Source organism: Coleofasciculus sp. G2-EDA-02 (assembly GCF_040226375.1).
Classification (GTDB): Bacteria; Cyanobacteriota; Cyanobacteriia; order Cyanobacteriales; family Coleofasciculaceae; genus Coleofasciculus.
Genome location: NZ_JAVKEW010000001.1, coordinates 1 through 24,561 on the forward strand (window position 1 = coordinate 1; position 24,561 = coordinate 24,561).

Genomic DNA, 24,561 nt, shown 5'->3' on the forward strand with positions numbered 1-24,561 from the left:
ATTGATAATTGATAATTGATTAATTGGGTCTAAGACCTCTTCGTTTACGAAGAAATTAAAAAATATTTTCCTTAAATTCAATCCTCTTCTTTTAAGGAGAGGTCATTATCCATTGTTCATTATCCATTGTCAATTTGTGAAAAAGCCACGCACTAAACCCAGCCAATAACATCCCGGATCTGAGACTTAGCATACTCGCAGTCAATATGCTGCTGTGCTTTAGATAAGGCGGTTTCCGGTCGCTTGTACCAGCGCTGCGATCGAATACAAAGACCATCTCGTCGAGTGGCTTCCCAGGAATAACGGGCGCGGTCTACCACCAACCACAGTTTATAATCCCGATGTTGTTGTTGGGGAAATTTCAAAAGACCAATCTCAGTTAGGACGCTTAAGCGCATCCGAGAATGGGCTAACCGTTTCATCAACTCCAGAAAGCAAATAGCCGCGCGTTTAGCCTCATCATGAGAAGGGTAGCGGTAGCGATCTCTGGGTTCAAACTTAAAGTCAGATCCAATCAGTGAAAACCGGAACTTCCCCGACGCTTCCTCAACAAAAGTGACTCGCCAAGAGGTGTTGGGGTACTTAACGCAGAAACCAGAAGGCTGAATTTTGACCGTCGCTGTCATCGGAAGTATGAAATATAAAGGTTGAAAGACATAGAGAGAGGGGTAAAAACGGTAGAAATCACCATCAAGATTTTTAGGCGTCTGGCTGGATGTCGGAATCGTTACCACGTCAAAATCCATCATAGCCTTCTCCACCCGGTATCTGCCTGAGCAAATAGTCCCATATTCCCGAATAAAGTCGATGGGGATCTACCTATCCCAGCCGGGGAAATGTTAAGGTAGCGAAGCCACTTGTTCGTTCATCCCATCGAGGAGTGAGGAAATGTCAGGAGTGTTTCCACGCCAACGACACAATAAACACAAGACAGCCGTAAAACGCTTTCTCCTGTTAGCTGGACTAAGTTTAATCAGTTTAATCCTCTGGGGAGTAATCACCCAAAACCGAGTTACCGCCTCAGAGGTTACACCTACTCAGATAACAACTAACACTTATTGGCAGGGAGGTTCTTTTCCCGTTGAGAATTTTCAGGCTTATACCTCTCCCTACGGCTACCGTCGTTCTCCCCGTGGATCGGGTACAGAATTTCATCGAGGCTTAGACATCGCCGCACCTGAAGGCAGTTACATTCGCAACTGGTGGGCAGGTCAGGTAGTATCCCTCTCCGATAATACCGCCTGTGGCACCTCTATCACCATCCAATCCGGTGAGTGGAAGCATATCTACTGTCACCTCAAAGGTCATGTGGAAACAGATAGCCAAGGTGTGTATTTGAGCGATCGCAGTGGTGGGATTCAAATCTGGAAAGGTCAACAGATACCCACTGGCACCCGAATTGGTCGCGTGGGAATGACAGGGCGCACCACCGGTCCTCATTTGCATTGGGGCTTAAAGTACGCCGACAACTATATTGACCCCGCCTTAGTTCTCCGGGAAATGTTCCGACGGCAAACAGCATCAAAATGATGATGGGGAGAAGACTTTACACAAACCCCTGGCATTGGTGAGGACAAATCAGAATTTAGTAGAGACGTTCCGCCGGAACGTCTCAGTAAACCAGGAGATCCCTATAGCCCTTCTGCCTTCCTAATGTATCACCGCCATTTGTTTTTCGGGCAGTTGGGTATGTTCGGCAACAATTTGTCGAAATTGCTCTCCTTCAATGGTTTCCTGCTCCAACAAAATATCAACCAACCGATCAATCAACGGTCGATTGTCGCGGATTAGCTGACGAGCCTCCTCATAGCATTGCATCGCGATCGCTCGCACTCGATGATCGATTTGGGTGGCAATGGCTTCAGAATAGTCCGATCGCTGAGTCCAACCGCCGCCGAGAAACACTTCGCTATCTGGGCGTTCCAGGGCAACCGGACCTAAATCAGACATACCGTACCGAGTCACCATCTCACGAGCCAGTTCTGCCACTTTCTTAATATCACTGGCGGCACCAATGGTCACCTCACCATGACCAAATACTTCTTCTTCCGAAGCCCTACCCCCCAAGGCGATGGTAATCTGATCGATTAACCACGTCCGGGGCAAGTACAGATCACCCAGATCGGTGGAACGACTGATATCCATAAATTCTTCATTGGGTAAGGGTTGGGCAAACCCACCCACACCACCGGAACGGGGCAAAATTGTCACCTTGTTTAAGGGATCGGAATTTTTCAGTATGGTCATCAGCAAGGCATGTCCGACCTCATGGTAAGCAATTAATCGCTTTTTCTTACTATCCAGAAGCGGCGTCATTTGCAGACCAATACTCACCCGATCAATGGCATCATCAATTTCTAGAGGAGTGATTGCCTCTTTACGCCGTCGGGCGGTGAGGATAGCCGCCTCGTTGAGCAGGTTAGCCAAATCCGCGCCAGAAAATCCCGGAGTGCGTCGCGCGATCGCTTCTAAGGATATCTCCGGTGCCAATTTTTTATTCCGACTATGGACATCCAATATTCCTAGCCGTCCCTTGTAGGTGGGAAGATCCACCATAACATGGCGATCAAATCGCCCAGGTCTGAGCAGGGCGGAATCTAAAACATCGGGACGGTTAGTCGCCGCAATGATGATAATGCCCGTATTCCCCTCAAATCCATCCATTTCGGTGAGCAACTGATTGAGGGTTTGCTCTCGCTCATCGTTACCCCCACCGATACCCGCACCCCGTTGTCTGCCAACGGCGTCGATTTCATCAATGAAAATCAAGCAGGGAGCATTTTCTTTGGCTTTTTTGAATAAATCCCGCACCCGCGAGGCGCCCACCCCGACAAACATCTCCACAAACTCACTGCCAGAGATACTAAAGAAAGGAACACCCGCTTCTCCCGCTATAGCTTTTGCCAAGAGCGTTTTTCCTGTACCCGGAGGACCGACTAACAGAACCCCTTTAGGGATACGAGCGCCGATGGCAGTAAACCGTTCCGGTTGTTTGAGAAACGTGACGACTTCTTGCAATTCTTCTTTAGCTTCTTCAATCCCAGCGACATCATCAAACTGTATGCCTGTTTTCGCTTCCATCTGAAAGCGAGCGCGGGATTTGCCAAAGTTTAACGCTTGACCCGAACTACTCGCCGAGCGGCGCAGAATCATCATCAGTCCGGCTAGCAAGAGTAAGAGCAAAAATAACTGCATCACCAACCCTAAGGCGGCGGAATTATTTGTGGTTGGCGTCACATCCAAGGGAATATCGGTGTTCCGCAGTTTCCCAATCAGTTCGCCATTTTGCTCCAGTAGCATGACTTCTTGAGGAGGTTCAGAGTCTTCCTGTCCGGCTAAGTAGACTCTGGCAACATTACGGGCTGAGTCAAGTTCGACTTTTTTGATATCACAATCCGCTTTCGATGTCTGACTCGGTGGGGTATCTTCAGCTTGGGATGGGGGTGGCACAGTGCACTGATCAATTTTCCGCAAAAGCTGCCCATAGCTTAGCGATGGTTTTGGCTCTGTCTGTTGTTGCGCTTGGGCAGGGACACCCAGGATCACACCTTGAACGATCACTAAGCTGGTTACCATACGCCACCAATAACGAGGTTTAATCTGTGGCTGCTTTGGCTTACCCGTTGAACCTCTACGTGGTTCATGTCCCATCCATGATCTCATCCAGGAACTGTTGTTCATCCAAATTTCCCTTGTTGGTCCTGTCTATTAACTCGCAGCGTTATGCTGCCAAGGCGTGACGTGGCACTTTCAACTGCTTACCAACTTCTAGTTTAGCGTTACTCAATCTTTGGGGCATTGAACCCCATTGTATTGACTGCCTATCCATCTCACGCCAATCTAAATACAGATATGGCGTGAGGCGTTAGGCGTCAAGCTAAGGTATTTTGTATGAAAGGGTATTAATTGGCAAGACATGGTAAAAATTGTTGGCATTAATGGTAGCCTGCGAGCTAAATCCTATAGCTATCAAGCCTTAACCTTAGCCATTCAGCGCGTGCAAGCCTTGGGTGCATCCACAGAAATCCTTGACCTGCGACAGATGCAGTTACCGTTTTGTATCGGTAGCGATGACTATCCCGGTTATCCTGATGTCGTCCGGTTACGAGAAACGGTACAGGAAGCGGATGGCTTAATTTTGGTCACACCGGAATATCATGGGGGCGTGAGTGGGGTACTTAAAAATGCCCTGGATTTGATGACATTTGACCATTTATCGGGTAAAGTGACGGGTCTGCTGAGTGTGTTAGGGGGTCAAGCTAACAGTAATGCCCTCAATGAACTACGGCTGATTATACGTTGGGTTCATGGTTGGGTGATTCCAGAGCAAATCGCCTTTGGTCGGGCGTGGCAAGCCTTTGGTGAGGATGGCAAGCTTTTAGATGAGAAACTCTCGAAGCGTTTAGATGAGTTTGCTGAGAGTTTAGTTGATCATTCTCGCAAGCTGCGGGGAGTATTATAACAATTTTCATGGTCTTGAGCCAAGTCAACCCCTCCCCCCTAGGTTGACAGACTACTCGTTTTACTTTAGAGGTTTTTTTTGTATCAGCTTGTAACAATAAATCAAAATTTATCAAAAATTTAAGGATTATTTTCAACAAGCTTAAACTTAAGTTTGTAAAAATTAAAATAGAGGAAGTCAATCACCTTTGCTCTGTTAGTCAAGAACCCCTAAGACCCATGATTACATCAGCCATTCCTTCACAACCGACAAGCGCTTCTGCTCAACGTCTTTGTAGCTATGCCAATACAACTAGCTCCCTGCAAGTGATTCGGATTGGCAACCCCAGCGCTTACAGTTTCGAGCGTGTTGTTTTTCCTGGCGATCGCGTATTATTTGAAGCGGCATCGGAGGCTCAGCTAGAAGTCTTATCACCGTATCTGGGTCAAGCCATCAAGATTGAAAAAATTGCCTGTCGCCAGTTGCAGGTTGACGTTGATGAGCATCGACTATCAGCCTAATAAATAGCATGATTTTGGCACATCGGCACAGTTTTTAAACAAAACTTAACCTTGTTTGAGACTCACGTTGCCTCTAGGAAGTAAGGAATTGGGAGGAACTTTGGTTTTCTCCTCTTTTTTTGCTGGTTTTGGGACGTGCGATCGCGCCTTTTGCCGTATAATTAACCCGCCCCATTATCTGTGACAGAAATCCCATGAGTTACCGAATGGATCGCCGCGCCTATGCTGAAACTTATGGTCCGACTGTAGGCGATCGCATCCGTCTTGCTGATACTGAATTATTCATTGAAGTAGAACAAGATTTGACCACCTATGGCGATGAAGTCAAATTTGGTGGCGGTAAAGTTATTCGTGATGGGATGGGACAATCTCCCATATCTAATGCGGATGGGGCGGTGGATCTGGTGATTACCAATGCCCTGATTTTGGATTGGTGGGGAATTGTTAAAGCCGATATCGGGATTAAAGAGGGCAAAATTTTCAAGATCGGCAAAGCCGGAAATCCCTATATCCAAGATAACGTCGATATTATTATCGGTCCGGGGACTGAAGCCGTGGCTGGAGAAGGGATGATTCTCACCGCTGGTGGGATTGATTCCCATATTCACTTTATCTGTCCCCAACAAATTGAAGTCGCGATCGCATCCGGGATTACTACCATGTTAGGCGGCGGTACGGGACCGGCAACCGGCACCAACGCCACAACTTGTACACCGGGTCCGTGGAACATTTACCGGATGCTGCAAGCCGCCGAAGCTTTTCCCGTAAACTTGGGATTTCTGGGCAAAGGCAATAGTAGTCAACCCCAAGGACTTGTAGAACAATTGTTAGCGGGGGCAATGGGGTTAAAGTTACACGAAGATTGGGGCACAACACCAGCCACAATAGACACCTGTCTGTGTGTCGCGGATGAGTATGATGTCCAAGTCGCCATCCATACCGACACGCTCAATGAAGCCGGATTTGTGGAAAACACGATCGCGGCATTCAAAAATCGTGCTATCCATACCTACCATACCGAAGGCGCAGGTGGGGGTCATGCCCCCGATATTATCAAAGTTTGCGGGCAAGCCAATGTTTTGCCCTCCTCCACGAATCCCACCCGCCCCTATACGATGAATACTTTGGAAGAACATCTAGATATGTTGATGGTATGCCATCACTTGGATCGGGGGATTCCAGAAGATGTCGCCTTTGCCGAGTCACGGATTCGCCGGGAAACGATCGCGGCTGAGGATATTTTGCACGATTTAGGCGCATTTAGTATGATTGCCTCCGATTCTCAGGCGATGGGGCGAGTCGGAGAAGTGATTATTCGTACCTGGCAAACGGCGCACAAAATGAAAGTGCAACGGGGCGTTTTATCTTCTGGGGAAACGGTGGATCATGATAACTTTCGGGCAAAGCGGTATGTGGCAAAGTATACAATTAACCCAGCAATTACCCATGGCATTGCTGACTATGTGGGTTCAGTTGAGGAAGGGAAGCTGGCAGACTTATGTCTGTGGAAACCCGCCTTTTTTGGCGTGAAACCAGAGATTGTGATTAAAGGGGGGATGATCGCCTGGTCGCAAATGGGGGATGCTAATGCTAGTATTCCCACGCCCCAACCGATTCACAGCCGTCAGATGTTTGGCAGTTTTGGCGGTGCGATCGCGGCTACGTCATTAACCTTTGTATCACAGGCGGCATTAGACCGAGATATTGCCACACAATTGAACTTACAAAAACCGACAATGGCGGTGTCAAATACGCGGCAAGTGAGTAAGCGAGATATGAAGTTAAATGATGCTTTACCGGAGATGGAAGTTGATCCAGAAACCTATCAAGTGAGGGCAGATGGGGAATTATTAACCTGCGAACCGGCTGAGAGTTTACCGATGGCACAGCGTTACTTTTTATTTTGAAAACGTTTTAGGCAAATCAACATTGTAGAGACGTTGCATGCAACGTCTCTACAATGTGGCTCGATCCGGATAACCATCTAGAGAAATCGTGCGATCGCGCCGGGGTTCGTAGTAGCCACTTTAGTGGCACAAGCGAAGACAGCGCTTACTACAAACAGTTAATTTAGGTCAAGGTATGCTTTATTCGTCAACCAACTCTCTCCATGGTTTTGATTTTCCCAGTAAGCTGACTCTTCAATTGTGAGCACCTCATCCTCGTCTTCGGAAGACTCTTGCCTATTTCTTTGTCTTAGATTGTCGATTTGTTCCTCCAACTTTTCATGTCCCTCCTCAAAGAAATCGGGATGTTCGTAGATAGCCGGGATTGGTGCAGGTCGAAAAGGCTCTACTTGTAGGTCACGCCCGGGCAATCTAGGAGAGGGTAACGGTTGGAAGGTTGGTGGGTTGATATTGCTATTTCCAGGAACTTGAGCTTGAGCTAAGGTGAATTCCAAATTTGTTAACACAACGGCAAGGGTTAGTGTTACTACTTTGGTTAACCTTGAGCTTGCTAATCGTTTTGCCCCTGTCCTCTGAAGCGAAAAAGAGCGATGGAGGAAACGAGGCAACCCTGAAAAGTTCTCGTTTCTAAATTGCATGATTACACCTATGTATCTTTTTAATTCTATTTTATTCCACAGAACAATAAATATGGCTTTAAATTAATAAATTGATACAATTACAATTATTATTTAATTATTTATACAATATTTTCAATCAAAAAAATACACCCGACTGGGTGAAAAGGATATCCAATGGGGTGAAGACGGTTATGAAGAGCAGAAGCCGCTAAAGATATACTAGAGCATATAAATGTGCCATGCATTGCATAAGCCCCCTGAACTAGAGAGATATAGTCCAGTAACCCCATCTAAACTAAGTCGATGAGAAGTCGATGGGTTCTTAAAGACGTGACTGATTAGATGGGACATAACACGAGTTGCTGGAGAATACCGATGACACACAAGCCAACGCTGGAGCTTTGTCACCAAGGGGTTTGCGATCGCAGGTTTATTAAAGCCGAAGCATCCTAATCTGGCGATGACAGTTATGTCGATGCATGTGGGTTCCTTTGGGATTATTCCCATGGCTTATTATTTGATGCAACTTCAAAGATAAGTAGGCGTTGGTTTAGGGGGTTAATTTTTTTGAAACGCAGAGGACGCAGAGGTTAGCGCAGAGGTTCGCAGAGGGAGAGAGAGGTGAAAGGGGCAATGATTAATTTTTGGCTTGAAGTTGGGTGGTTTTGTACCGTTTAATTCGTAGGAGAGAGAGTTAAATGACTGCTGATACAAATAGTGGCTATGGTTGTGGCTGCTTGGCTTTGCTAGGAATAATTGGGTTGTTGGGACTATATAGTCTAGCAGCTAATCGTCTGAGTTGCGCTGTTGGTGCCAAGCAGTCAGAAGCAAAACAATATGTTGGTTCAATGAATCGCGCCCAGCAAGCTTATTTTTTAGAAAAAGGTAATTTTACTGATAATATTCCTGAACTGAGACTCGGTATTAGAACGGAAACCGAAAACTATATCTATTCAATTTATACCACTCCCTTGGGTGTTGTTAATTATAGCATTTCTCGAAAATTTGATCTGAAAAGCTATGTGGGCGGTGTTTTTTCTTTTTCTGGTCAAGTTGAACCCTGGAATGACGAATCAGGATTATCCGTGATTCTGTGTGAGGCAAAATCTCCCGGTACTCATCGCCCCCCAGCACCAATTTTAGAAGATGGTATACTTCAATGCGCTCCGGGTACAGAAAGTCTTGATTGAGGGAATGAGCAGGGAATTTTTATCGAGTAAGATTTGACGTTAGTAGATGTTTCAGCTAATTACGCAAGTGCTGGTGAGTATAATCAAGCCATGCGATCGCACCTTATTTAACCACAGCGACTGAGCAGGAGCAAGCGCTTCAGGTAGCTAAAACACTCACAGACTACCAAAATAAAGCCAAAGCCTTGGATGCGATTGTGCGTCGGTTAGCGGCTACAGGTGAGCATGAGCGAGCGGTTCAGATCGCCCAAACTATCCAATCGTACTATGGCGGTAAAGAAAAAGCCATGGCTGCGATCGCCCGTTATCAAAATTCCCCTTAATCGGCAATCTCCAAAACCTGGTAGAGGTGTTCCGGCGCCAATCTTGACAACCTGAAACTATACCCAGGAAACAGGATAGGGCAGTATTATCAAAAAAGGAAATAGGGGAGATGAGATAATTGTCAGTCAGGGCGGGTTTAGTCATACCTGGGTTAAGGTGAAATGATAACAGTAAAACCCGCCCCTACACAAGCGCCAGATGCCGTAAACCTTTATCAGAGGTAATCTCGTGTTCAATCCCGATCAATGCTTAAAGGAACGTTACCAACTGCAACAAAAATTAGGACGCACGGCGGCAGGGCGGCAAACCTGGTTAGCAAAGGATTTACAGTCAAATGAACAAGTGACGGTTAAGCTATTAGCCTTTAGCCCCGAAATGCAGTGGGAGGAACTTAAACTCTTTGAACGGGAGGCACAAGTTTTACAAGCACTCAATCATCCCCGTATTCCACGCTATCGGGATTATTTTTCTTTAGATCGAGAAGCGGGGTTACAGTTACCTTGGTTTGGACTGGTGCAAGACTATATTCCGGGTGCTTCTCTTCAAGAATTATTAGATAAAAATAAACGCTTTAGCAAGGATCAGGTTCGCGCTATTGCCAGTCAAGTTCTTGATATTCTGATTTATTTACATGAACTGAGTCCGCCAGTATTACACCGAGACATTAAACCCAGTAATCTAATTTTAGGTGAAGATAAGCAAGTTTATCTAGTGGATTTTGGTGCAGTACAAGCTCAAGCAGCCGTTACGGGAGTCACGTTTACGGTTGTAGGTACGAGTGGTTATGCTCCCTTAGAACAGTTTTGGGGACGTGCGGTTGCGGCTTCTGATTTATATGCTTTGGGCGCTACTTTAATTCACCTGCTAACGGGTACTGCACCCGCTGATTTACCCCAGAAAGAAGGGCGGATTTATTTTCGCGATTCCCTTCGGGATAGCTTCGCTTCACGCCTTAGTCTCAAATCCAATTTTATCCCTTGGATTGAGCAGATGACTGAAATCCTGTTAGAAAAGCGTTTTAGTACGGCAAAACAAGCGATGGAATCACTCCGATATGGGCTGATTCAACAGTCTAGTTCTACCTCACTTCCTGTTCGTGGCAGACTATCTAAACCTTCAGGTAGCTTAATTCAGCTTAAAGCAAATAAGGACAAATTAGGAATTACTATCCCGTCTCCTGGCTTAAGAAAACTCACACAATATAACTGGCTTCTCGCTTTGCTCGTTGTCTGTTTTAATCTGGGCTCGGTTTGGACGCTAATTAATTTATTGTTTATTTCTAAAGAACTATTAATAAATGGACTGCCCATATTACTGGCTTTAATAGGTATAACTAGCTTGTGGATACATCACCTAGGCACAAAAACTCATGTTTTCTTTGATCGCAACCGTAACAGTTTAGAAATAGAACGCCAATTGTTGTTTTTTAAATATGGTTATCAGCGGCTAGATATTACAGATATTGGTAATGCTTTTTTAATGGGTCGAGGTTCAACTTACGAAATTAGAATTCCATCGGCTAATTATATTTATAAACTGGGTGGGGCTTTGGGCGAAAAAGAAAGTACATGGTTATTACAAGAAATATTGACTTGGCTATATTTTAAATAATTTTTTAACTCAACTTTAACGAATACTAGCAGTAATCATGTCTAATTTGACTTACCAAATTGGTAGTCAATTCCTGGAGCAATGGTATGGTGGTGTAACCTATCAGTTATTGAATAGCTTTATGTTTGGAAATAAAGTTCTTTCAACTCGTCCAAAGATACATCATTTTCAGGTCGCGGATCAAGGAAATAGGGATGAATCGGCAACAATTCATCAGCACGACGAGCATTAGGTGAGGCGACAATCTCCTCGATTAACTTCAGATAATCTATCGCTGCCCTCTCCCAAGTATAATACTTTAATACATATTGGCGACAGTCTTGGTGCAACCTCTCCCACTGTTGAGAATCACTGAGAACGTCTTCTAAACCTTGAGCAATGGCTTCTGGATTCTCTGGATCAATGAAAATACCATAAACCTGATCTCCCTCTCGTAAACTCTCCATTAAACCACTGTTTTGGGTAACCACTAAGGGTAACCCAGCTAACGCGGCTTCTATCGGACCTAATCCAAAAGGTTCGTGGTGGGAAGTGAGGGCAAATACAGAATGACGTTGGGCAAAAAATCGATAAGCGGCGGCGAGGGCGGGTTGATCGGGGACGCCGAAAGCGCTAATCTTACCCCATAAGTTATTTGTGTTGACAACATCGCGTAGGGGAATAAGTACCTCCTGTTCGGCTGTTTCATCGCTAACAGGTTCCCGCAGTGGGTTGTCTTCCCCCTGAGTAAAAATAACTAGGTTGGCTTGTTCTTGCAAGGTTTTACTCTCAGCAAAAGCTTGGACTAAACCCAGATGATTTTTTTTCGGCGCTAATCGACTCGCCGCAATAATCGCAGGCAAATTTTGCCGCATTTCATCAATGTCTCGCCCTAATCGTTCTTGAATCAATTGATAGGTTTCCTCTTCATTTGGCGAACGGGTTTCAATATCGAACAATGAAGGGTCAACTCCCGGTGAAATTTCGGCAAAACGAGCATCATTGTTAACATCAACCGCCCCCTTATAGGCTGGATGAGCGTACTGTTTAAACCGTTCCTGAGCCGTTGTACTGGTAATATTGACAGCAGAGCGATTCATACTCAAGCGTTCAGCCATAAGGCGGCATCCCAAGTGATAATACTCATCCATTTCTGAGAGATTTTCAGGCGTGATTTCGAGTTTATCCATCTTCAACGCCCCCAGAGAATGAGCGGTAAATGTGAAAGGAACACCCACTTTGGCTTCAATTAAAACCCCAGATATGCCACCATCAGCATAATGACCTGTCATCACATCCGGGAAATTACCTTCTTCTTGATAAAATTCCAGGATATTGGGTATCCAGTCTCTGACTAAATGCGACCAGAGTAATTCTTTGCGGAGAAATTCTTTAGGTCCAGCAGGTAGGCGGATAATGCGAACATTAGGCGCATCGGGATATCCATCAAATTTATCGGAAAATCCAGACCATTCTGGGTCAATAATCTGGCGAGTGATAATGTCTACTTTGTGACCGTGCTTTGCCATCTCCACCGCCACATTTTTCACATAGATTAGCTGACCCCCAAAATCCGGATGCTCTGTCCAGTAACTATCATGACGATCAAAGTTACCTTGTGGGTTAAGAAATCCTATATGCATAATCAAAATTTCCTCAAATTAAATGAATTTGATGGATATAAGAGGGAAAATAGTTATCCAAAAAGCTTCCTTTCACACAGAAAGGAAGCTTAACCTGTGGATTACGATAACGCTAGTTTGCGACTATTTTACTCGCTGCGCCAGTAACTCTTGGGCTTTATGGGCGCACTCTGTACTCTGCTTTTTGACATTTTGGAAAAACTGAGCCAGTTCCTGATCGCCAGATTGCTGTGCATCCTGGATATACTGATCGTAACTAGCGACACCATTGAGCATGTGATACAATACGCTGACTAGGTTATAGTTTGTGTTCTGTATTCCTGTGGATTGTTCGGTTTGAGTCGGCATTTTAATTCTCCTTATTTTTTATCGTTCAATTTCATGGGCTGATTAATGCAAGTCTTTTAACTTAAATCAGACTTGCACCACCGAAGCCTTCACTAGGCTAAAACTCCTCAGCAAGGATATTCGTCACTCCTAAGATAGATAAAATATCAACGCCATTTTTATGCCATAAGGCAGACGTAAAGCAAGATTGAAATTTATTAAGGTTATGGTTGCCCTAGTCAGGACTGATACCGAGTTGCGCTCAAACATAGTAGATGGGAAAAGCAGGGGAGGCAGGGGAGGCAGGGGGAGAGAAAGTTATATCTTTGAATGCAACTTGGTATGAAATATTAGAACTTGGCTCAATAGCAATTCCTTCTATAGTTTGGATAATCTGATTCTGATTATTGATGTGAATCGTTTAGGTCAACGGGGTCAGAGGGAAATTGGCTGGAATACTCAAGCTTATGCTACCAGGGCGAGGGCATTTGGTTGGCACGCGATTGAAATCGATGGTCATGATTTTAAGGAAATAGGACTTACGCTTTCTTGACGGCACAGGCGCTACCTGTAGGGGCACGGCAGTGCCGTGTCCCTACTATATGTGGCGTTTGTGCGTAAGTCCTGGGAAATTGAGCAAGCTTATGGTGAAGCGCTCTCCATTCATAACCAACCTGTTGTGATTATTGCCCGAACGGTTAAAGGAAAGGGTGCCTCTATGGTAGAAAAGTCGCTCTACCTATTGTATAAGAATAGAGAATTGCTGAATGGGTCAATTTTCCAATATTTATGGGATTTTAGTTGCCATATTCATTTTTTTCTCTCGCCATTTTGCTACACTTTTTTTAACCGCTTCTATTTCCTCAAAATCTACCTGCATCACAGCCGTCTCAAATTCCACACCCAACGCTGTGCTAACTTCCAGGATTTCTACAAAACTGGCACATTGATAATCGGTGTCTTCATACTGCTTAACTCGTTGCTGCTCAATTCCTAACAAATCAGCCAGTTCTTCTTGGCTCATTTTGGCAGCTATCCTGGCTTTAATTAAAGCATCGGGCAGCTTATTTAAACTCTCCACTTCAATTTTAATCGGCTGGCTCTTGTCACAATTAATTAGTCTTTCATATTCAGTAATTTCGGCTTTTAAAGCCATGAGATGAGATTGTTTTACATCACGAGAAAGCTGCCAACCATCCGGATCTTTTTTGTTGAATACTTCATCTTGATCTAACATATTGATGGAATATTCAAATTTTCTGGCACATTCTTGGCTGTATTCATACTGCTTTCCATTTTTAATCATGATTCCTACCTCAATAAATCTATGGCAATAATTCATTTTGGATTGAACTGTCTATCTCGCTGAAAAAATTCTAGAGAAGCTAACCCGCAATCGCCTACGGGTTGATCTGAACGAAAAAGTTCACCTTTATACGTTGATTTCTGGGCGATCCGATCTAAATGATTTAGTAATCTAGGGGCATTTTTGCGGAGATAATCATAATCCATATCTTCCGGCTCCTAAATGGGTATAACCCAACAACCTTTTCAACCAGAGATAATAAATAGGGTACGGCAATGTTCCCTACTTAGGGATAATTGATTGGGTATGGACACGATACTATCGTGCCTTGGTCTAGCTTTTTCCTGAAAGCCTTCTGCATTCTGCCTTGTCTGCGGTAGTTAACCCGGATTTGGTATGATTTGCTGAATCGGAATCTCGATCCAAAATTCAGTTCCTTTCCCTGGTGTGGATGTACAGTTGAGAACGCCATGATGATGTTCGACCACAATTTGATAACAAATCGTTAATCCTAAACCAACCCCTTGTCCAACCGCTTTGGTGGAAAAGAACGGATCAAATAACCGCGCTTTTACCTCATCCGTCATTCCCGGTCCATTATCGGCAATTTGAATCACGATCCTGGGACAGTTCGGTAATGATGGTTTCCCCTCTTCTGTCTGAGTATCCGGCTGAGATGCTGGCTGGTGAGAGGAATCCGTGGAGCGTTCCAATAACCTTGTGCGAATGGCAATAATCGGTGCCGGATTATCGGAATTATCTTTAAAAGACTGCTCTAAAACATCGATCGCGTTGTTGAGAATGTTCAGAAACACCTGGTTTAGCTGCCCAGGATAACATTCTACCTGAGGTAACTCACCATACTCCGTCAGCACTTTAATCTCCGGTTGGTTCCCTTTGGGTTTGAGGCGATGTTGCAAAATCAGTAAGGTACTCTCAATTCCCTGATTTAAGTCAGCCTGTTTCATCTCGGCTTCATCTAGGCGGGAGAAGTTGCGTAAGCTGAGGACAATAGAACTAATCCGATCCGTTCCCCGTTGCATGGAGCGCAGCAGTTTGGGTAAGTCCTCGGCGATAAAATCAACATCAATAAGTTCCGCTTGCTCTGCAATCAGAGCCGCCGGATTGGGATAATTATCTTGATAAAGACGTACCAGACTCAAGAGGTCATAAAAATAGGCACTGGCGTAGGTCAAATTATTATGAATAAAATTAACTGGATTATTTAGTTCATGTGCCACACCTGCCACTAATTGTCCCAAACTGGACATTTTTTCACTTTGTACCAGTTTGGCTTGGGTGGCTTGAAGCTGGTTTAAGGTTTGTTCAAGTTCTTGGGTTTGGGCTTGGGCAATCTCAGCGCTTTCACGGGCTTGGGTGTAGAGGGAGGCTTGATCGAGTGCGATTGTTAGTTGAGCGACAACGGCTTGCAACAGTTCTACCTCACTATTATCCCAGGGACGTTGTTCTGTCCCATGAATACAGCTAATCGCGCCAATGTCTCCCGCCCGGGTTTTAATCGGTAGGGACAAGATTGAGGTATACCCCTGTTGGGTTAAAAACTGTTTTAAGATCGGGTCATCACAGGTTTCCACATTATCAACCTGAACCACCTCGCGCTTAATAATCCGCTGGGCGAGGGGGGCGATTTGCTCAGTTGAATGTTGACCGATAGAGCTGGGTAAATGAGGGGTTCTGGCTTCTTTGACGACATCCCAATGGGGGGTTTGGGCTTTGAGTCGATACCAGAGAAATTGACAGCGATCGATTTTGAGCAGGGTGCGAATCGATTCTACTGCCGTTTCCAGGATAGTATGGAGTTCTAGGGAGTTGCGAATTTGATTGGCAAGCCCAAAGAGCAAGGATTCGCGGCGGCTGAGTAGTTCCGATCGCGCCCAATATTGGTCAATGGCAACGGCAATGGCATTGGCAACCCAGCTAAAGGTGCGGCGAGATTCTGAGTTGAGGGATTGATTCCCTAATAACATCATGCCACTCATCAGCCGATCTTCTACCACTGCCGCCAGTGCGGAAATCCGGCTGTGGCTGGGTGGGGCGGGGGTTGTGGGCATCGCCGGGGGATGGGTAAGTCGGGAAAGGCGAGATCTCAAGCCCAAGGGTTTAAATGGGTTTGCCTGTTTTGCCACGGCTAAGGGGTTCATCTTCAAGGTGTCAGGTGTGGCTTTGGGGCGTGATTCGGCGGTGGGCTTGGGTTGGCTCATCTCCCGCGAGACAACGACAAGTTCGGTTACTTGATTGGTTTGAGGATGGCGTATCGGGTTGATCGTGCTTTCTAGCCACCGATAATCGCCGCTTTGATGAAGGATGCGGTAGCGAATCGGTTGTTGTTGTTGGCAATCAATCGGGTTTGAGAAAATCGGTTTAATCGTGGTTACATCTTGAGGATGCACAAACTCATAAATTAGATGTCCCACCAACTCATCGGGTTCATATCCTAAGAGAGTGCGACTAGCAGGAGAAGCATATAAATAGACTCCATCTGTTCGATGTTGAGAAATTAGATCCGCCGACGTCTCAACCAGTATTCGGTAACGGCTTTCTCCTGAGTTCAACTCCTGCATTGCCTGTTGATGATGCCATTGATCCAGTCGCAGGGCAATTAAATTCGCGATCGCGCTGGCAAAGGTTTTATCTTGGGGTGTCCACTCCCTCAGACTGGATACCCTTTGTTCGTAGCTCAGAATACCGATAATCTGTTCGTTCTGCCAGATCGGTACATCCAATCGCCCCAGGGATAGGGGATTGGTGAGACAACAACACTTCTCTGGTAATACTGGTGGGCTGATGTCCTCTCCCTGGCTTTGCCCTGTGGTTTCGTCCCAGCCATGATCGTGTTTTCCCTCATAGTACCGTTCCACACAATTAAGCTGGGAACCTGCATCATTGTACAACCATACGCTGACTCGATCAACGTCCAATGCATCGGCGGCGGCTTTTGTCAAGTCGCGGATTACGGTGGTCAAATCTCCTGCGTTGAGTCTCTCAGATTGAGTCAACTCGAACAACGCCATCGTTTGGTTTTGCCAACGTTTGATGCTGTTAATTTGAGCATCGTTTACCAATTCTTTTGAACCCCTACTCTGCTTTCTAGTTGCGATCACTTCACCTATCTTGTACTCGCAGTAGCGTGCGTTATGAGTAATCCTTTAGCTGATCTGGGAGTTGATTTCAGGGAGATAGCCACGTTCCCTCAAAAGTTTGGCTAGCTCCGAACCTACTCGTTGTCGGATTTTCAGCCGCCGTTTTTTGGTATTCACGCATAGATATTCTCTCTCCCATATTGGGCGGGAGCTGCGTGTTTTACTCATTAGAACTCAACTGCTATTGCCTACACCCTGGCTGTGGTTTTTTCCCATCCTCTATTAATATTACAGCAGTTGGCGACTCTCTTAATATACAACCCTAACCCAAACTGCTAAGAACGTCAGCTTTTGTGTGAGTGATTTTTTTTATGCTTATCATATTAATTAATTAAATCTCCCAGAATCTGATATACTCAGACTTTGGCTCTGGGAGATTGCCCTCACTCCAGCCAATGTATTACCAAAAATTTATTTTATATTACAAAACTTTGACATAAAATATCTAAAAGGGAACCACCATAGCCTGAGTCTGAATAGTAGATGCACCCTGTTTACCCAACCTCTGTTAACCATCTCTCAACCAGGATCGGAACCTGTAGCTAACAGAGGCTTTCTGTAACAACGGCGATTTGAGAAAATCTTTTGATTTTGATGCCGCTGTAATACAGTTGGGTCATACAAACCATCATACACAGTTTGAAACGTAAATATGGGTATAAGTTTACGTTTGTTCATATTACGTTGTATTACGCAAACTTTCTCAGTCTGGCACAAGTGAGTCAACGACTAAAGATTACAAATATTTCTGTAAAAAGAGGCTTAACTTCTGCTTCGTCGCCTCTGGCACTTTATCGAGGGGGGTCAAAATCGCGTACTTTAACGCCGAGTGTGCCTCGGATGGGGGCTGATTTTGGGCGATACGCCGCACGGTTTCTTGAATCACCTGTTGAGCATTTGTCGCATTGCGCTGTAAATTGCCAATTACCATTTCTACAGTTACGCTGTCATGATCGGGATGCCAGCAATCATAATCGGTGACGAGGGCTAATGTGGCGTAGGCGATTTCCGCTTCTCGTGCCAGTTTTGCCTCAGGTAAATTGGTCATCCCAATCACCGTTGCGCCCCAACTACGGTAGAGATGGGATTCCGCTTGGGTAGAAAAAGCGGGTCCTTCCATACAGACGTATGTGCCACCGCGATGGAGGGTGACATCGGTTAATTGCAAGCTAGCCACCGCTTCGGCTAAAACCCCGGCTAGTTGGTTACAAACGGGTTCAGCAAAGCCAATATGCACCACAATTCCATCACCGAAAAAGGTAGAGACGCGATTTTTGGTGCGGTCAATAAATTGATCGGGTATCACCATATCTAAGGGTTTTGCCGCTTCCTGGAGGGAACCCACGGCGGAGGCGGAAATCAGATACTTGACGCCCAACTGCTTCATCGCGTGGATATTGGCACGGAAGGGTAATTCCGTGGGCATGAGATGATGGTTACGCCCATGACGGGCGAGAAAGGCGACAGGGGTTTCTTCGAGAGTCCCGACAATTAAGGCATCAGACGGTTTACCAAAGGGGGTATCCAGTTGTACCTCTTGCACATCTTTAAGGGCATCCATTTTGTAAAGTCCGCTACCGCCAATAATGCCAATTGTTGCTTGTGCCATGATGCCTACCTTTTGCTGCTACAATGCCAAGATATTGTATCGGGAAATGGGTCGCGATCGCTCAATTTGAGTGATTCCCTCTGGATGTTTAGGATCGCGTCTGGGCAAGATGGTCTACATTAATCCCGATCAGAGATTTAAACCTCCTACCGTTCATTTCCCCAACTTCTGACGCAAACGACTCACTAAAATATCCACTTCCGGTAACTTCAACCGAGTCACCAAAACCGCAAAAATCCCCAACGCCACCGACATCGCCAAACTAAGCTGTAAAACTTGCAGCAGTAAATTCCCACTCCCCACCACTTGTTGCCAACCCCAGCTAACCCCCCAACTGCCCAACCCCGCTAAAACACTACTCAGAGCCAACGCCACCAACGCTATCCCCCATTCCCCTAAGGGTAAGCCATGTAGCCGACGATTCAGCACCCACAACAGCCAGCCCATAGAAATAATATTGACGCCAATCGTGGCAAAAATTAAACCCGGTGTCGCAAAAGCATTCACCAACAAATAATCCAGCAGGGCATTAATAAAGATATTGGCAATACTGATCCGAAACGGCGTCTCCCCATCCCCCAAGGCATAAAATACCCGCACCAAAACATCTCGTGCTAAATAAAAGAACATACCAAATCCATACGCCATTAGTACCGGGGCGACAATCTGGGAAGCCTCCGCACTAAAGGCATAGCGTTCATAAATCACCCGCACAATCGGCACTGATAGGGAGATAAAAATAGCCGTCAGGGGTAACATCGTCAAAGCCGTAAGCAGTAATCCCTGACGAATCCGCACTTTCAACTCCGCCCAATTCTCCGGTGCCGCTAACCGGGAAAATACAGGCAGCATCGGCACTAATATCATATTAGAAATAATCCCCAGAGGCGTCAGTACAATAAAGTTGGAATAGCGCATCGCCGCCGCCGCATTGGGGATAAATGAGGCGAAAAATAGATCTGTATAAACATTGATATGTAGCATCCCAGAGGATAGCGTCGCCGGTGCCATAACGCGCATCACATCCTTCACCCCTGGAAGCTGCCAATTAAACCGTAACCGTAACCGCCCCATTCCCGATCGCGACTGGGCAATTAGTTGCATCACCCACTGCCAAATCGCCCCCGCCAGAGTGCCAACGGCTAAAACAATACTGCCCAAGCGGATATACTCAGGCTGATTAACTTGTCCGCCAGAATAAAGTGCCAATATCCCTAAGCCACCAATCACCGCCACACTGGAAAATAAAGGGCTAACACTGGGTAACCAATATTGATCTGAAGCATTCAGCGTTCCGAAACCAATGCCAATCAACCCCGCCAGAATCGCCAACGGTGCCATAATTTGCAACTGTTGAACCGCCAGCGATCGCGCGGGTTCCTCTAATCCTGGGGCGAGGATATCGATAAAGGTTGGGGCAAATAGAATTAAGATAACCGTAACCAGCAATAATATGCCACTTACCAAGGTGGTAACCGTTTCCACCAGAGGGGCGGCTTCCGATTTATCCCGTTTTGCCAACACACTCACCAAGGCGCTGTGAAAGGGTCCATTAATCCCACCGAGTAAGATCAGCAGGAAGCCTGGAATCACGTAGGCGTAGGCATAAGCATTCACCACCGGACCCACACCAAACGCCGCCGCGATCGCTTGTTCACGGACTAAGCCAAAAATCTTACTAATCAGTGTAGCAATTGCCACAATAGAGGCAATTCCGGCAAGGGAACGAGACGGTTTAGACTTGTCAGACACGAAAGGTTACTATTTTTAGTGACTTATCCTATTTAATCCTGAATCGGGTCACACGCTTCAGGTAAATCTCACTAATTATCCACCAACACTTGCACCTCTAAAGTTACGTAATCTAATCTGCCCGCACAGACGCTTGTGCGCCTTAACTACAATCTTTCACCAATCAAGGGTCAGCCAATTGTATGTAAGGTGTTACATAAGGTAATCGTTTTCTTGAATAACACTGACAGCAGCAATGACACCAGTTATCCCCGCCCATGAACTAACACTGGCGCAGGTTGAAAACCAATTCAATCTTCGGCAAGTTCTAGACGATTCCACCTTCTTCCCTGAAGCCCAGGACAATTTATCAGAACTCAACGATTTAGAAAAGCAAACCTTAGATCGGGTCAAAACAGAGGTAGCGATCGCGGATTTTTGTATTTGTTATGACTAACATTTTGCACCTATCGCTGTCTTACCGCCTTTTCAAAACCAATTGTATCGCGACTTCGTGTTACTATTCTGATATTCCATCAGTCGATTGACGTTCTAGAATCAAATCCATTGCCATTTCAATAATTTCTTCCCGGTTAACCATGACACCGATTTCTTCAGTCTCATAGATTCCTTTGAACGCTTCTAGGGCTGCATTTCGCAGCGCTGATTCATAAGCATCTTCTAATGTTTCCTGTAATTCGTCTTCGGTTAAATAAGTCCCTTTTGCCTTATGGCGTCGATTCGTGCGTTGAATTTGCTTAACCGAATTTAATATAGAAACCTGCCAGGATTTCGTGGTGCGGTTTTCAGCAGCTTTTTTAATTAGATGCAATAATAGAATGATGCCATAGCTAAATATTTTATTGAGTTTATCGGATTTGCTCATCTCCTCTAATTCTTCAACAAGTTCCAAGGCTTCCGTAATTTTGCCTTGCTGGATAAATTCCTTTAAGGTTATGAGTTCTTCCATTCGCCTTTATTCCTCCGCTTCTCGATTTCGGTAATAGGTAATAATAAGGTATATTCAATTTCTTGGCGGACTTCGGGAGATACCTCACAATTACTATTCAGGCAATCCATTCCATCCCCCCGCATCCCCTCACCCCACCGAACATCCAGAGACAGACTAACTCACGCGATCGCACGTTCCCTTACTTACCCTGCGGTTGGCGAAACCTATAGATATCCTGGATTACCCTTACCCAACCGGATACCAAAGACTCCAAGATGCGATCGCCTTTTTCCTTCGTTGCGGGTGTGGGATCACCCAATGTGCCACTCTGACTCAATTCTTGCGTCAACCAAGCAAAAGGTAACTTTCCCTCCATACTCAATAAACTATCTTCCGGTAACCCTTTAGGATATTCAGCAACCGCCCGTTCCATTTTCACCTGTTCCGGTAATAGGGATAACATCAAACTTGTTTCCGCATCCCCCGCATGAATTCCCAATTCCAACTCCTTAGCTGAAATTAAATCCTTTGCCACATTTGGCACCCGCCAAGTAAACAGCGGAAACACCAGAAAATCCCCATACTTTTGATGAATATCTCGCGCCGCAATTTCCATCACTTGGGGTTGTCCCCCATGAGAATTCATCAGCACTAATTTACGAAATCCCGCCCGATAAATACTATCCGCCATCTCCATCAGCACCGCCAGCAAAGTTTGGGCGCTGAGAGTAATCGTACCAGAAAAATGCCAATGTTCATTCGATTTTCCGTAAAATAAATTAGGCAACGCATAAGCGGGAATATCCGGTTCTAGTTGGGCTAGGGCTTTACCCAGAACCCCGACACCAATCGCCGAATCCACAATTAAGGGCAAATGATAACCGTGTTGTTCAATCGCGCCAACGGGTTGAATAATCACCACATTTTCCTTATCCGGCATTGTCTGAATATCTGCCCAGGTGAGATAAGGAAAGAAGCGTTCTGGGGGAATAAAACTGTGCATTTTAGTGTTTGGCTTCTAAATTAGTCCAATTAAACTATAATGCAGATGGCAGAAGGAAAGGAATAAGGTTGTAATAAACAAGGAAATGATCCCCGTTTAAACGAAAATAATATAATCCCAATCCATAGATAAATTTATTTGTAGGGGCGGGTTTAGGAACAATTGTAGGGGCGGGTTTAGGGACTAAATTTAACTATTCACCGATAACAGAACAACAAAACCCGCCCTCCTCACCGATAACGGAACAACGAAACCCGCCCTCCTCACCGATAACAGAACAACAAAACCCGCCCTCCTCACCGATAACGGAACAACAAAACCCGCCCTCCTCACCGATAACGGAACAACAAAACCCGCCCTCCTCACCGATAACGGAACAACAAAACCCGCCCTCCTTATCGCTCCTCCCATCCTCGCATCTTACCCGGATTCATCAACCCATAGGGATCAACCTGTTCCTTAAACTTTACCTGTTCTACATCAATCATCTTACGTCCCCCATCTTCCAGAATATAAGTATGAGGATTAGCAATAAACGCCCCCTGTTCTTCGTGATAGCGAATAATCTCATTTAACCGTTCCTCCGTGGTATAGCGAACTAGCTGCAATCCCGCTGGAATCGCTTCACCATTCACCCGCATAAATTCCAAATGCATCATCACTTCATCACCAAAATGATCATACAATTGCTCCACCCGTTCTAATGTAAAAAAGAAGGTTTGCAAATAAGTCAGCGTCGAGTCAATACTCCGGGCATGTAATGTGGTATGATTCCAAGTAAACTCAGCTAAACTTGTGCCTTTACTCCCCTCTTGGGCAGATTTTTGATAAGCAATTTCCCCGCCATACTCCCGCACTAACTCCTGAAACGCTTCTAAACAAGACTCCGCTATCATTAATAAAGCACAGTCTTTCCCATCGGGCAGATATTCCTTCAACCCACTAAAAAATGTCGGGATGGGATGAGCATGAATACTAATCAACTTTTTCACCAACCCATCTGCATTCCCCAAAGCCTGACCAAAATGGGCAGCCGTGATAAAGTTATCGAAAATAACAATTATCTCTATCCAGGCATAAGCCGGGGCGAGGGGAACCTCTAACTCAGTAATAATCCCATTCGTGCCATAGGCGTGATTCACCTTCTGCACATCATCTCCCCGTAACTCAATCACACGGGGTTCATCCTCCAGTGTAACCACACGCACCGCCAAAAGATTGCCGCGATCGCGCAATTGCCCATAATTAATTGAACCAATTCCCCCACTTCCGCCACCAATAAAGCCACCAATCGTGGCACTACGATACGTCGAAGGCACCATCCGCCATTCCCAGCCGATTCCCCGCGCCTGTTTATCAAACGCCGCCAACTTCACCCCCGATTCCACACAAGCTAAACCCCGTTTAATCCAACGAATCCCATTCATCCGGGTGGTATCCAAAATCACCCCACCGTGCAACGGAATACATTGCCCATAATTCCCGGTTCCCGCACCTCGGATAGTCAGGGGAACTTTATGCTTGACACATATTTTTGCCACCTGTATCACCTGTGCTTCAGCCTGAGGGCGTACCACCAGATTCCCTCGCTTATCCCCTAACAGGGGTTGCAGAACCGGACTGAAATGGTAATAGTCTAGAGATAATTTAGCCACCTGAGTGGGTTCAGTAATCGTTTCTATCCCGGCGAATTCCGAGGCTAAAGCATCCCAGTCAAAGGATTGGGTAAAAGTTGAGTTCATTGCTGGTTAAGAATGGGATGATGAACGGCTGATTTTGGCTTCACGTTAACTTTTTATCTTACTGCATATCCAAACTTTTAAACCCTAAGCTCCCTCCCTTCTCCCCCCTCGTCCCCCTCGTTCCCAGGCTCTGCCTGGGAATGCTCATCTAGAGGCTCTGCCTCCCCTAGAAAAAATCATCTACTTTTGACCTTTGACGGGCGGGTTTTGTTGATAGGTTATTGATGACAAACTTAAGTTGTTCCGTTATCGGTAAGGAGGGCGGGTTTTGTTGTTCCGTTATCGGTGGGGAGGGCGGGTTTTGTTGTTCCGTTATCGGTGGGGAGGGCGGGTTTTGTTGTTCCGTTATCGGTGGGTAGGGCGGGTTTTGTTGTTCCGTTATCGGTGGGGAGGGCGGGTTTTGTTGTTCCGTTATCGGTGGGTAGGGCGGGTTTTGTTGTTCCGTTATCGGTGGGGAGGGCGGGTTTTGTTGTTCCGTTATCGGTGAATATCTG

The 24,561-nt window shown here is 45.7% G+C and carries 22 protein-coding genes and 3 pseudogenes; 9 read left to right on the top strand and 16 right to left on the bottom strand.

Annotation, left to right across the window (positions count from 1 at the left end):
• Positions 1 to 152: 152 nt before the first annotated feature.
• Positions 153 to 749 (bottom strand): hypothetical protein, encoded by a 597-nt coding sequence (locus RLO19_RS00005; protein WP_446339231.1) that lies wholly within the window; start codon positions 747 to 749, stop codon positions 153 to 155.
• A 139-nt stretch (positions 750 to 888) separates the two neighbouring features.
• Here RLO19_RS00005 and RLO19_RS00010 point away from each other — a divergent pair, with 139 nt between their 5' ends.
• On the top strand, positions 889 to 1,530 hold the full coding sequence (locus tag RLO19_RS00010; RefSeq protein WP_446352709.1) for a M23 family metallopeptidase: 642 nt from the start codon (positions 889 to 891) through the stop codon (positions 1,528 to 1,530).
• 120 nt (positions 1,531 to 1,650) lie between these two features.
• Here the strand turns inward: RLO19_RS00010 and ftsH are convergent, their stop codons facing one another.
• A complete protein-coding gene (ftsH, locus tag RLO19_RS00015; protein ID WP_446352711.1) occupies positions 1,651 to 3,681 on the bottom strand; it encodes an ATP-dependent zinc metalloprotease FtsH in 2,031 nt (676 codons plus the stop codon).
• Between the two features lie 235 nt (positions 3,682 to 3,916).
• On the opposite strand from ftsH, the gene RLO19_RS00020 reads away from it, so the two are divergent.
• Together RLO19_RS00020 and RLO19_RS00025 are read left to right on the top strand one after the other, a co-directional pair.
• On the top strand, positions 3,917 to 4,462 hold the full coding sequence (locus RLO19_RS00020; RefSeq protein ID WP_446339228.1) for an NADPH-dependent FMN reductase: 546 nt from the start codon (positions 3,917 to 3,919) through the stop codon (positions 4,460 to 4,462).
• Between the two features lie 218 nt (positions 4,463 to 4,680).
• Entirely contained in the window at positions 4,681 to 4,962 is a 282-nt protein-coding gene (locus tag RLO19_RS00025; protein ID WP_446352713.1) for a DUF1830 domain-containing protein, read from the top strand.
• A gap of 73 nt (positions 4,963 to 5,035) precedes the next feature.
• Here RLO19_RS00025 and RLO19_RS00030 read toward each other — a convergent pair whose 3' ends face one another.
• Positions 5,036 to 5,158, bottom strand: a complete 123-nt coding sequence (locus RLO19_RS00030; RefSeq protein WP_446352715.1) for a hypothetical protein — start codon at positions 5,156 to 5,158, stop codon at positions 5,036 to 5,038.
• Here RLO19_RS00030 and ureC point away from each other — a divergent pair.
• Positions 5,157 to 6,869, top strand: coding sequence for an urease subunit alpha (gene ureC / locus RLO19_RS00035; RefSeq protein ID WP_446352717.1), 1,713 nt, complete (start codon positions 5,157 to 5,159; stop codon positions 6,867 to 6,869). The two genes, RLO19_RS00030 and ureC, sit on opposite strands and share 2 nt — an antisense overlap.
• A gap of 158 nt (positions 6,870 to 7,027) precedes the next feature.
• Here ureC and RLO19_RS00040 read toward each other — a convergent pair whose 3' ends face one another.
• Positions 7,028 to 7,375, bottom strand: coding sequence for a hypothetical protein (locus RLO19_RS00040; protein ID WP_446352719.1), 348 nt, complete (start codon positions 7,373 to 7,375; stop codon positions 7,028 to 7,030).
• Positions 7,376 to 8,187: 812 nt separating this feature from the next.
• On the opposite strand from RLO19_RS00040, the gene RLO19_RS00045 reads away from it, so the two are divergent.
• The 3 genes from RLO19_RS00045 to RLO19_RS00055 all read left to right on the top strand — a co-directional run bounded on the left by RLO19_RS00045 (position 8,188) and on the right by RLO19_RS00055 (position 10,614).
• On the top strand, positions 8,188 to 8,679 hold the full coding sequence (locus tag RLO19_RS00045) for a type IV pilin-like G/H family protein (RefSeq protein WP_446352721.1): 492 nt from the start codon (positions 8,188 to 8,190) through the stop codon (positions 8,677 to 8,679).
• 185 nt (positions 8,680 to 8,864) lie between these two features.
• Positions 8,865 to 9,002, top strand: coding sequence for a hypothetical protein (locus RLO19_RS00050; RefSeq protein WP_446352723.1), 138 nt, complete (start codon positions 8,865 to 8,867; stop codon positions 9,000 to 9,002).
• A 229-nt stretch (positions 9,003 to 9,231) separates the two neighbouring features.
• The gene (locus tag RLO19_RS00055) at positions 9,232 to 10,614 is read left to right on the top strand and encodes a serine/threonine protein kinase (RefSeq protein ID WP_446352725.1); all 1,383 of its coding nucleotides are present in this window, start codon (positions 9,232 to 9,234) and stop codon (positions 10,612 to 10,614) included.
• 119 nt (positions 10,615 to 10,733) lie between these two features.
• Here the strand turns inward: RLO19_RS00055 and RLO19_RS00060 are convergent, their stop codons facing one another.
• Both RLO19_RS00060 and RLO19_RS00065 read right to left on the bottom strand, forming a co-directional pair.
• On the bottom strand, positions 10,734 to 12,236 hold the full coding sequence (locus tag RLO19_RS00060; protein ID WP_446352727.1) for a glycosyltransferase: 1,503 nt from the start codon (positions 12,234 to 12,236) through the stop codon (positions 10,734 to 10,736).
• A gap of 123 nt (positions 12,237 to 12,359) precedes the next feature.
• The gene (locus RLO19_RS00065) at positions 12,360 to 12,584 is read right to left on the bottom strand and encodes a hypothetical protein (protein WP_446338845.1); all 225 of its coding nucleotides are present in this window, start codon (positions 12,582 to 12,584) and stop codon (positions 12,360 to 12,362) included.
• A 358-nt stretch (positions 12,585 to 12,942) separates the two neighbouring features.
• Here RLO19_RS00065 and RLO19_RS00070 point away from each other — a divergent pair.
• Positions 12,943 to 13,290, top strand: a pseudogene (locus RLO19_RS00070) (hypothetical protein); the annotation flags it as partial.
• Between the two features lie 60 nt (positions 13,291 to 13,350).
• Here RLO19_RS00070 and RLO19_RS00075 read toward each other — a convergent pair.
• The 4 genes from RLO19_RS00075 to murJ form a co-directional block, all read right to left on the bottom strand.
• The gene (locus tag RLO19_RS00075) at positions 13,351 to 13,869 is read right to left on the bottom strand and encodes a helix-turn-helix transcriptional regulator (RefSeq protein ID WP_446352729.1); all 519 of its coding nucleotides are present in this window, start codon (positions 13,867 to 13,869) and stop codon (positions 13,351 to 13,353) included.
• Between the two features lie 380 nt (positions 13,870 to 14,249).
• The gene (locus RLO19_RS00080) at positions 14,250 to 16,952 is read right to left on the bottom strand and encodes a GAF domain-containing protein (protein ID WP_446352731.1); all 2,703 of its coding nucleotides are present in this window, start codon (positions 16,950 to 16,952) and stop codon (positions 14,250 to 14,252) included.
• 814 nt (positions 16,953 to 17,766) lie between these two features.
• A complete protein-coding gene (locus RLO19_RS00085; RefSeq protein ID WP_446352733.1) occupies positions 17,767 to 18,639 on the bottom strand; it encodes an S-methyl-5'-thioadenosine phosphorylase in 873 nt (290 codons plus the stop codon).
• A 153-nt stretch (positions 18,640 to 18,792) separates the two neighbouring features.
• Entirely contained in the window at positions 18,793 to 20,391 is a 1,599-nt protein-coding gene (murJ, locus tag RLO19_RS00090) for a murein biosynthesis integral membrane protein MurJ (protein WP_446352735.1), read from the bottom strand.
• Between the two features lie 235 nt (positions 20,392 to 20,626).
• On the opposite strand from murJ, the gene RLO19_RS00095 reads away from it, so the two are divergent.
• Positions 20,627 to 20,827 carry a hypothetical protein gene (locus RLO19_RS00095; RefSeq protein ID WP_446352736.1) on the top strand — a complete coding sequence of 67 codons (201 nt, stop codon included), beginning with the start codon at positions 20,627 to 20,629 and terminating at the stop codon, positions 20,825 to 20,827.
• A gap of 63 nt (positions 20,828 to 20,890) precedes the next feature.
• Here RLO19_RS00095 and RLO19_RS00100 read toward each other — a convergent pair whose 3' ends face one another.
• The 6 genes and pseudogenes from RLO19_RS00100 to RLO19_RS00125 all read right to left on the bottom strand — a co-directional run.
• Positions 20,891 to 21,340: a DUF29 family protein gene (locus RLO19_RS00100; protein WP_446352738.1), complete on the bottom strand. Its 450-nt coding sequence runs from the start codon at positions 21,338 to 21,340 to the stop codon at positions 20,891 to 20,893.
• Positions 21,325 to 21,450, bottom strand: a pseudogene (locus tag RLO19_RS00105) (NACHT C-terminal helical domain 2-containing protein); the annotation flags it as partial. The gene RLO19_RS00100 and the pseudogene RLO19_RS00105, both read right to left, overlap by 16 nt.
• A gap of 71 nt (positions 21,451 to 21,521) precedes the next feature.
• Complete coding sequence (locus RLO19_RS00110; RefSeq protein ID WP_446352740.1) at positions 21,522 to 22,325, bottom strand: creatininase family protein; 804 nt, start codon at positions 22,323 to 22,325, stop codon at positions 21,522 to 21,524.
• 189 nt (positions 22,326 to 22,514) lie between these two features.
• Complete coding sequence (locus RLO19_RS00115) at positions 22,515 to 22,736, bottom strand: hypothetical protein (RefSeq protein WP_446352742.1); 222 nt, start codon at positions 22,734 to 22,736, stop codon at positions 22,515 to 22,517.
• Positions 22,721 to 24,067: an FAD-binding oxidoreductase gene (locus RLO19_RS00120; protein WP_446352743.1), complete on the bottom strand. Its 1,347-nt coding sequence runs from the start codon at positions 24,065 to 24,067 to the stop codon at positions 22,721 to 22,723. The genes RLO19_RS00115 and RLO19_RS00120 overlap by 16 nt, the downstream gene beginning before the upstream one ends.
• Before the next feature lie 233 nt (positions 24,068 to 24,300).
• A pseudogene (locus RLO19_RS00125) lies at positions 24,301 to 24,561 on the bottom strand (SpaA isopeptide-forming pilin-related protein); the annotation flags it as partial.

Coding starts and splice junctions, on each gene's coding strand:
- RLO19_RS00005 (WP_446339231.1), bottom strand. CDS start 749: ATGATGGATTTTGACGTGGTAACGATTCCGACATCCAGCCAGACGCCT.
- RLO19_RS00010 (WP_446352709.1), top strand. CDS start 889: ATGTCAGGAGTGTTTCCACGCCAACGACACAATAAACACAAGACAGCC.
- ftsH (WP_446352711.1), bottom strand. CDS start 3,681: ATGAACAACAGTTCCTGGATGAGATCATGGATGGGACATGAACCACGT.
- RLO19_RS00020 (WP_446339228.1), top strand. CDS start 3,917: ATGGTAAAAATTGTTGGCATTAATGGTAGCCTGCGAGCTAAATCCTAT.
- RLO19_RS00025 (WP_446352713.1), top strand. CDS start 4,681: ATGATTACATCAGCCATTCCTTCACAACCGACAAGCGCTTCTGCTCAA.
- ureC (WP_446352717.1), top strand. CDS start 5,157: ATGAGTTACCGAATGGATCGCCGCGCCTATGCTGAAACTTATGGTCCG.
- RLO19_RS00030 (WP_446352715.1), bottom strand. CDS start 5,158: ATGGGATTTCTGTCACAGATAATGGGGCGGGTTAATTATACGGCAAAA.
- RLO19_RS00045 (WP_446352721.1), top strand. CDS start 8,188: ATGACTGCTGATACAAATAGTGGCTATGGTTGTGGCTGCTTGGCTTTG.
- RLO19_RS00060 (WP_446352727.1), bottom strand. CDS start 12,236: ATGCATATAGGATTTCTTAACCCACAAGGTAACTTTGATCGTCATGAT.
- RLO19_RS00065 (WP_446338845.1), bottom strand. CDS start 12,584: ATGCCGACTCAAACCGAACAATCCACAGGAATACAGAACACAAACTAT.
- RLO19_RS00075 (WP_446352729.1), bottom strand. CDS start 13,869: ATGATTAAAAATGGAAAGCAGTATGAATACAGCCAAGAATGTGCCAGA.
- RLO19_RS00085 (WP_446352733.1), bottom strand. CDS start 18,639: ATGGCACAAGCAACAATTGGCATTATTGGCGGTAGCGGACTTTACAAA.
- RLO19_RS00095 (WP_446352736.1), top strand. CDS start 20,627: ATGACACCAGTTATCCCCGCCCATGAACTAACACTGGCGCAGGTTGAA.
- RLO19_RS00100 (WP_446352738.1), bottom strand. CDS start 21,340: ATGGAAGAACTCATAACCTTAAAGGAATTTATCCAGCAAGGCAAAATT.
- RLO19_RS00110 (WP_446352740.1), bottom strand. CDS start 22,325: ATGCACAGTTTTATTCCCCCAGAACGCTTCTTTCCTTATCTCACCTGG.
- RLO19_RS00115 (WP_446352742.1), bottom strand. CDS start 22,736: ATGGGAGGAGCGATAAGGAGGGCGGGTTTTGTTGTTCCGTTATCGGTG.
- RLO19_RS00120 (WP_446352743.1), bottom strand. CDS start 24,067: ATGAACTCAACTTTTACCCAATCCTTTGACTGGGATGCTTTAGCCTCG.